The 7,428-nt window shown below is 76.0% G+C and carries 3 protein-coding genes; all 3 read left to right on the top strand.

Features of this window, described 5'->3' with window-relative positions; genetic code table 11:
• The first annotated feature begins 150 nt into the window (after window positions 1–150).
• The 3 genes from ACZ47G_RS36020 to ACZ47G_RS36010 are packed head-to-tail and all read left to right on the top strand — an operon-like array spanning window position 151 to window position 7,329.
• Window positions 151–3,813, top strand: a complete 3,663-nt coding sequence (locus ACZ47G_RS36020) for a thioester reductase domain-containing protein (RefSeq protein WP_465750112.1) — start codon at window positions 151–153, stop codon at window positions 3,811–3,813.
• A gap of 46 nt (window positions 3,814–3,859) precedes the next feature.
• Window positions 3,860–5,494 carry an HAL/PAL/TAL family ammonia-lyase gene (locus tag ACZ47G_RS36015; protein WP_465750110.1) on the top strand — a complete coding sequence of 545 codons (1,635 nt, stop codon included), beginning with the start codon at window positions 3,860–3,862 and terminating at the stop codon, window positions 5,492–5,494.
• Window positions 5,491–7,329 carry an AMP-binding protein gene (locus ACZ47G_RS36010; protein WP_465750108.1) on the top strand — a complete coding sequence of 613 codons (1,839 nt, stop codon included), beginning with the start codon at window positions 5,491–5,493 and terminating at the stop codon, window positions 7,327–7,329. Before ACZ47G_RS36015 ends, ACZ47G_RS36010 begins: the two co-directional genes overlap by 4 nt.
• Window positions 7,330–7,428 lie beyond the last annotated feature (99 nt).

Raw genomic sequence — 7,428 nt, 5'->3', positions numbered from 1 at the left:
TACTGGGTGCGGCATGTGCGGGAGCCGGTGCGGTTCGCGGATGTGGTGGACTCGCTGGTGGGTTGGGGTGCGGGGGTGTGTGCGGAGGTCGGTCCTGATGGTGTGTTGTCGGGTCTGATCGCTGGGATCGCCTCGGAGGGTCTGGAGGCGGTGCCGTTGGGTCGTCGCGGCGGTGACGAGGCGGAGACGCTGGTCTCCGGTCTGGGCCGGCTGTTCGCGGCCGGTGTCCCGGTCGACTGGTCCGGGTTCTTCACCGGGCGTGGTGGACGGCCCGTCGATCTCCCCACGTACGCCTTCGACCACCACCACTACTGGCGCGGTCGGCAGAGCGGTACCGACCGCTCCGCCACCGGCCACCCGCTCCTCACCTCGGTGGTCGAGGACCCGGAGAGCGGCCGCGTCACGCTCACCGGCCGGCTGGTCGGCGACCTGCCGCCCGCCGGGGTCTGGGTCGAACTGGCACTGCGCGCCGCCGACGAGGTCGACTGCACCACCGTGGACGAGCTGGTGATCGACGCGGCCGTGGCGCCGGAGCGCGGTGCCGCCGCCCACCTGCTGGTCGTCGTCGACCCGCCCGGTACCGACGGCCGCCGCGCGGTGCGCATCCACGCCCGCGCCGGTGAGGCCACCGCCTGGGCCCGGTGCGCCCACGGCCTGCTCAGCCCGGCGGCCGGGCCCGTCCCCGGAGCCGCTGCCTCAGCCACTCCCGCCGGCCCGGACCTCGTGGTCGCCGACGACGAGGCCGAGCGCTACGTCCTTCACCCCGGCCTGCTGGCCGCCGCGATCGGCGGCCGGGACGTCCGCCGCTGGCACGGGGTCCGCGTCCACCGCGGCGGCACCGGCCGGGTGCGGGTGGCGGCGGTCCCCGCCGACGGCCCCGGGCTGGTGCTCACGGACCGGGCCGGGCTGGTGGTCGCCACCGTGGACGCGCTGACCTGCGGGGGCGTTCCCTCGGTGCGCCCGGCCGACGACCTGTACCGCATCGCCTGGTCGCCGGTGGTCCTGCCCGCCGCCGGGGCGGTGGCCCCGGACGTCGAGTACGTCACCGACGGGCTCCCGCTGCACGACGTGCTGAGCACCGCTCAACGGGCCCTCGCCGCCCGGTCCGAGGGCCCGCCGCTGGTCGTTGTGACCCGGGGCGCGGTGTCGGTGGACGGGGAGGAGCCGTCGGAGGCGGCCGCCGTCTGGGGCCTGCTGCGGTCCGCCCAGTCCGAGCACCCGGGCCGGTTCGTCCTGGTGGACGCCGACCCGGCCGGCACCCCGGACACGAACCAGGCCCCGGCCGACACCCCGAACCCGTCCCTCCCGCCGTCCCTGCTGGCCGCCGTCGCCGCCGCCGGCCTCCCCCAGCTCGCCCTGCGCGCCGACCGCGTGCTGGTACCGAGGCTGGCCCCGGCGACCCCGGTCGCCGTACCCGCCGCACCCGCCGGAGGAGCCGCGGCCGTACCCGCCGCACCAGCCGCCGCCGCACCAGCCGCCGCCGCACCCGCCGCACCCGCCGCAGCCTCCGGCGTCGCCGGCTGGCCCTCCGAGGGCACGGTGCTGATCACCGGCGGCACCGGCGCGCTCGGCGCCGTGATCGCCCGTCACCTGGCCGCCGAGCACGGCGTACGGGACCTGGTGCTGACCAGCCGCAGCGGCCCGAACGCGCCCGGCGCGGCCCGGCTGGTCGAGGAGCTGGCCGCGCTCGGCGCCCGCGCCGAGGTCGCGTCCTGTGACGTCGGTGACCGGGCGGCCCTGGCGGCGCTGCTCGCCGGCTTGCCCGCCGACCGGCCGCTGCGCGCGGTGGTGCACGCCGCCGGGGCGCTCGACGACGGCGCCTTCACCGCGCTGGACGCGCGGCGCCTGGCGACGGTGCTGCGGGCCAAGGCGGACGCGGCCCGGCACCTGGACGAGCTGACCCGGGAGCACGAGCTGACGGCGTTCGTCCTGTTCTCCTCGGTCGCGGGCGTCTTCGGCGGCCCCGGGCAGGCCAACTACGCGGCCGCCAACGCGGCGCTGGACGCACTGGCCCAGCGGCGCGCCGCCGTCGGACGGCCCGCCGTCTCGGTGGCCTGGGGGCCGTGGGACCTCGACGGCGCGGGCATGGCCGCCTCGGCCGATCTGCGCCGGGTGGCCCGCGAGGGCTTCGGGGCGATCCCGGCCGCGCGCGGCATGGCGCTGCTGGACACGGCCGTCGTGAGCGGCGAGCCCCTGCTGGTCGCCTGCCCGCTGGATCTGGACGTGGTGCGGCGGCAGGCCCCCGTACCGCCGCTGCTGCGCGCCCTGGCCAAGCGGGGCGACCGGCGCGGGCCGCAGGAGGACGGCGGTGCGGCGGTGCCGGTCGACGAGTTGGCCGCGCTGCCGGCCGCCGACCGGCGGGCCCGGGTCCTGGACCTGGTGCGCGGCCGGATCGCCACCCTGCTGGGCCTGGACGCGCCGTCGGCCGTCCGGGACGACGCGCCGCTGCCGGAGCTGGGCTTCGACTCGCTCAGCTCGGTCCAGCTGCGCAACCAGCTCGACGCCGCCACCGGCCTGCGGCTGCCGCCCACCCTGGTCTTCGACCACCCCACCGCGCGGTCGCTCGCCGACCGGATCCTGGCCGAGCTGCTGCCCGAGGAGGCGGGCGGCACGCCGGACCAGCCGGTGGAGGCGGGCGCCACGGGGCCCCGTCTCGCCGAGGACGTCGTCCTGCCCGAGGACATCCGGCCCGCCGCCGAGGTCGTGACGGCCGCCGAGGACCCGCGCGAGGTGCTGCTGACCGGGGCCACCGGCTTCGTCGGCGCGTTCCTGCTGCGCGATCTGATGCGCGACACGGACGCGGTGGTGCGCTGCCTGGCCCGGGGGGCCGACGAGGCGGACGCGCGGGAGCGGCTGACCGAGAACCTGCGCTGGTACGGGCTCCTGGACGACATCGACCCGGACCGGCTGGACGTGCTGGCCGGCGACCTGGCCGGGCCGCTGCTCGGTCTGGGCGCCGAGGTGTTCGACGGCCTGGCCCGCTCGGTCGACCTGGTCGTCCACGCGGCCGCCCAGGTCAACTGGCTCCAGCCGTACTCCGCGCTGCGGGCGGCCAACGTCGGCGGGACGACGGAACTGCTGCGCCTGGCGGCCCGGCACCGCAGCGTGCCGCTGCACTACCTGTCCACCACCGGGGTGTTCGCCCAGGCGGTGGAGGCCGGGGTGCCGCTGCGCCCGGAGGACCCCACCGGGCCGCCGGAGGAGCTGCGGACCGGCTACACCCGGAGCAAGTGGGTGGCCGAGCAGGTCGTCGGCCTGGCCCGCGAGCGCGGGTTGCCGGTGACCGTCCACCGGGTCGACCTGGTCTCCGGCGACCAGCGCAACGGCGCCTGCCAGACCCGGGACTTCGTCTGGCTGAGCGTCAAGGGGATGCTCCAGGCCGGTGCCGTTCCGACCGGTCTCGGTGGTGGCTTCCAGCTGGTGCCGGTGGACTACGTCAGCGCCGCCGTGCTCGCCCTCACCCGTCGCCCGGACGCGGTGGGCCGCACCTTCCACCTGTCGGGCCGCGCCCCGGTGACGTTCGCCGAGATCGTCGGCCATCTGCGCTCCTTCGGACGCGAGTTGGCCGAACTGGAGCCCGCGGCCTGGCGCGAGCGGGTCACCGCCGACCCGGACAACGCGCTCCTGCCGCTGCTGGAGTCCTTCGAGGCGGTCTCCGGCGACCGGGCCACCGACGTCTACCTGCCCATCGACAGCTCGCTGACCGACGCCGCGCTGGCGGACACCGGGGTCGTCCGGCCCGCGCCGACCCGGGAGCTGTTCCGTACCTACCACGCCTTCTTCACGAGGACCGGTTACTTCCCGCCGCAGTGAACACCGGCCCCGTTCCCACCGCAGTACGGCAAGAAAGAGGACAGTCATGCTCATCACCCGCGATCCGGGTACCCGCCTGCTCGAAGTACCGCTGGACGGCCACGCGCTGGCCGTGGAGGACATCGTCTCCATCGCCCGGGACCCGTCCGGCCGGCTCGTCACCCTGGCCGCCGGGGCGGCCGAGGCGATCGCCGCCTCCAACGCGCTCAAGCACCGGCTGCTCGACTCCGGCACCCCGATCTACGGGGTGACCTCCGGGTTCGGCGACAGCAGCACCCGGCACGTCTCCAAGCGCAAGACCGCGCTGCTCCAGGAGAACCTGATCCGCTTCCTGTCCACCGGCACCGGCCCCAAGGCGCGCGCCGACGTCGTCCGCGCCACCATGGCGGTCCGCGCCAACTGCCTGGCCCGCGGCGTCTCCGGGGTGCGGCCCGAGCTGGTCTCGGCACTGATCGACCTGCTCAACGCGGACATCCTGCCGCAGATCCCGGAGCGCGGCTCGGTCGGCGCCAGCGGCGACCTGGTGCCGCTGAGCTACCTCGCGGCCGCGCTCACCGGGGAGGGCACGGTCACCCACCAGGGGCGCTCCAAGCCCGCCGCCGAGGCCCTCGCGGACGCCGGCCTCACCCCGTTCACGCTGGAGGCCAAGGAAGGGCTGGCCCTGGTCAACGGCACGTCGTTCATGTCCGGATTCGCCGTCCTCGCCCTGCACGACGCCCGGGAGCTGGCCTTCACGGCGGACCTGTGCACCGCGCTCACCAGCCAGGTCCTGCTCGGCAACCCGGGGCACTTCGCCGCCTTCCTGTTCGAGGCCAAGCCGTTCGACGGCATGCTGGACAGCGCCGCGACCGTCCGGGCGATCCTCCGTGACGACACCGGCACCGACCTGGGCCTCCTCCACCCCGACGCCGACTTCGCCGAGCTGGAGCGGCCGGTCCAGGACCGCTACTCCATCCGCTGCGCGCCGCACGTCACCGGCGTGCTGCGGGACACCGCCGACTGGGCCCACCGGCTGCTGTCCGTCGAGGTCAACTCGGCCAACGACAACCCGCTGTTCGACGTCGCCACCGGCTCCGTGGGCAGCGGCGGCAACTTCTACGGCGGCCACGTCGCCCAGGCGATGGACGCCCTCAAGACGTCCGTGGCCGGCGTCGGCGACCTGCTGGACCGCCAGCTCGCCCTCGTCGTCGACGAGAAGTTCAACAACGGCCTGACCCCGAACCTCATCCCGGTGCTCGGGCCGGAGGACTTCGAGGCCGGGCTGTTCCACGGCTTCAAGGGCATGCAGATCACCGCCTCCTCGCTGGCCGCCGAGGCGCTCAAGTGGACGATGCCGGCGGCCTCGTTCTCCCGCTCGACCGAGGCGCACAACCAGGACAAGGTCAGCATGGGCACCATCGCGGCCCGCGACGCCCGGTCGGTGGTCGAACTGGTCCAGCGGATCGCCGCCATCCACCTGATATCCCTGTGCCAGGCGGCCGACCTGCGAGGCCTGGAGGTGCTCAGCCCGCCGAGCCGGGCCGCGTACGACGAGGTGCGCGCGGTCTGCGCGTTCCTGGACGGCGACCGGCCGATGGACGTCGACATCGAGCGGGTGGCCGTGCTGATCCAGTCGGGCGACCTGCGCCGCGCCGTCGAGCCGCACACCCGCGGGACCGAGCAGCCGCAGGGGGCCAGGTGAGCCCGGCGGTGGCCGCCGAGGCCCGGGTGATCGGCCGGCGGCGGGCGGACGGCAGCTGGCTCCTGCGGGTCGCCGAGCAGCTGGGGGAGCACCCGCCGACGCTCGCCGACACCCTGCTGGACCGGGCGGCCCGCCACCCCGACGCGGTCCTGGCCGCGGAGCGGGACGGCGACGGCTGGCGGAGCCTCACCTACGGCGCGGCGGCCGAGGCGGCCGCCGCGCTGGGCCAGGCCTACCTGGACCGGGGGCTCGGCCCCCGCAGCCCGGTGCTGCTGCTGTCCGGCAACTCCCTGGACCACCTGCGGCTCACCCTCGCCGGCTACCTCACCGGGGTCCCGGTCGTGCCGGTCAGCGCGGCCTACTCGCTGCGCAGCGCCGACCACGGCCGACTGCGGGCGTTCACCGAACTGGTCCGCCCGGGGCTGGTGTTCGCCGAGGACGGCGAGACGTTCCGGCCCGCCCTGGACGCCGTCCGGAGCACCGCCGGCGCCCGGGCCGGCACCGCCGGTGAAGCGCCCGTGACGGTCGTCTCCCGCCGGCCCGGCCCGGCGGACCTGACGGTCGAGGCGCTCCGCGGCACGCCGGTCACCGGGGCCGTCCGGCGGGCCCACGAGGCCCTGACCCCGGACACGGTGGCGAAGATCCTGTTCAGCTCGGGCTCGACCGGCACCCCCAAGGGCGTGCTCAACACCCACGGGATGCTGTGCGCCAACCAGCAGATGATCCGGCAGGTCTGGCCCTTCCTCGGGACCGAGCCGCCGGTGCTCACCGACTGGCTGCCGTGGAGCCACACCTTCGGCGGCAACCACAACCTGCACCTGGCCCTGGCCAACGGCGGCACCCTGTACATCGACGACGGATCGCCGGCACCCGGCCGGTTCGGCCGCACCGTCGAGGCCCTGCGGCAGGTGCCCCCCACGGTCTGCGTCAATGTGCCGGCCGGGTACGCCCTGCTCGCCCAGCGGCTGGAGAACGACCCGCCGCTGGCCGAGCGGGTCCTGTCGCGGGCACGGGTCCTCGTCTACGCGGGCGCCGACCTGCCCGACGCCCTGCGGGAGCGGCTGCGTGCCCTGGCCCGCAAGGCGACCGGCCGGGAGATCGAGCTGGTGTCCTCGTGGGGTGCGACCGAGACCGGGCCGGCCGCCACCTCCACGTACGGTGGCGTCGGCGAGGGCATCGGGATACCGCTGCCGGGCGTCGAGCTGAAACTGGTGCCGCACGGCGGAGCCGTCGAACTGCGCGTACGGGGAGCCTCGTTGACCCCGGGCTATGTCGGCGCGGAGCTCGGCGGGATGCTCGACGAGGAGGGGTACTACCGCACCGGCGACGCCGCCCGGCTCCTCGACCCGGACGGCGACCCCCGCCGCGGGCTGCGGTTCGACGGCCGGATCGCCGAGAACTTCAAGCTCGGCAACGGCACCTGGGTGCAGTCCGGCCGACTGCGCAACGCGCTGCTGTCGGCCGTCGGGGTGCTGTCCGACGCCGTCCTGGTCGGCAGCGACCGGCCCTGCGTGACGGCGATCGGCTGGCTGGCCCTGGACCGGGCCAACGACCTGCTGGGTACCCGGGCCGCCGACGCCGCCGAACTGCTCCACGACGAGGAGCTGCGCCGCCACCTGGCCGGGAGCCTGGCGGGCCTCAACGCGGGGGCGGGCTCGGCCTCCCGGGTCGAACGGCTGGTGCTGGTCGCCGAACCGCCGAGCATGGACGGCGGCGAACTCACCGACAAGGGCTACCTCAACCAGCGCGCGGTGGTGGAGCGGCGGGGCGCGGCCGTCCAACTGCTCTACGCCGAGGAGCCCGACCCGGGGCGGGTGATCGTCGCCGGCCGCTGACCCCGCCGCCACTCCGGCCGACCCGCCGCCGTTCCGGCCGACCCGCCGCCGTTCCGGCCGACCCGCTGCCGGACCGGCCGCGCCCACCGGGCCACCAGT

Source organism: Kitasatospora sp. NPDC030952 (assembly GCF_055571335.1).
This window is presented reverse-complemented; position numbering and strand designations above follow the sequence as displayed.

What these genes read in the sequence shown, in the direction of transcription:
- ACZ47G_RS36015 (WP_465750110.1), top strand. Translation starts at nt 3,860, where the DNA reads ATGCTCATCACCCGCGATCCGGGTACCCGCCTGCTCGAAGTACCGCTG.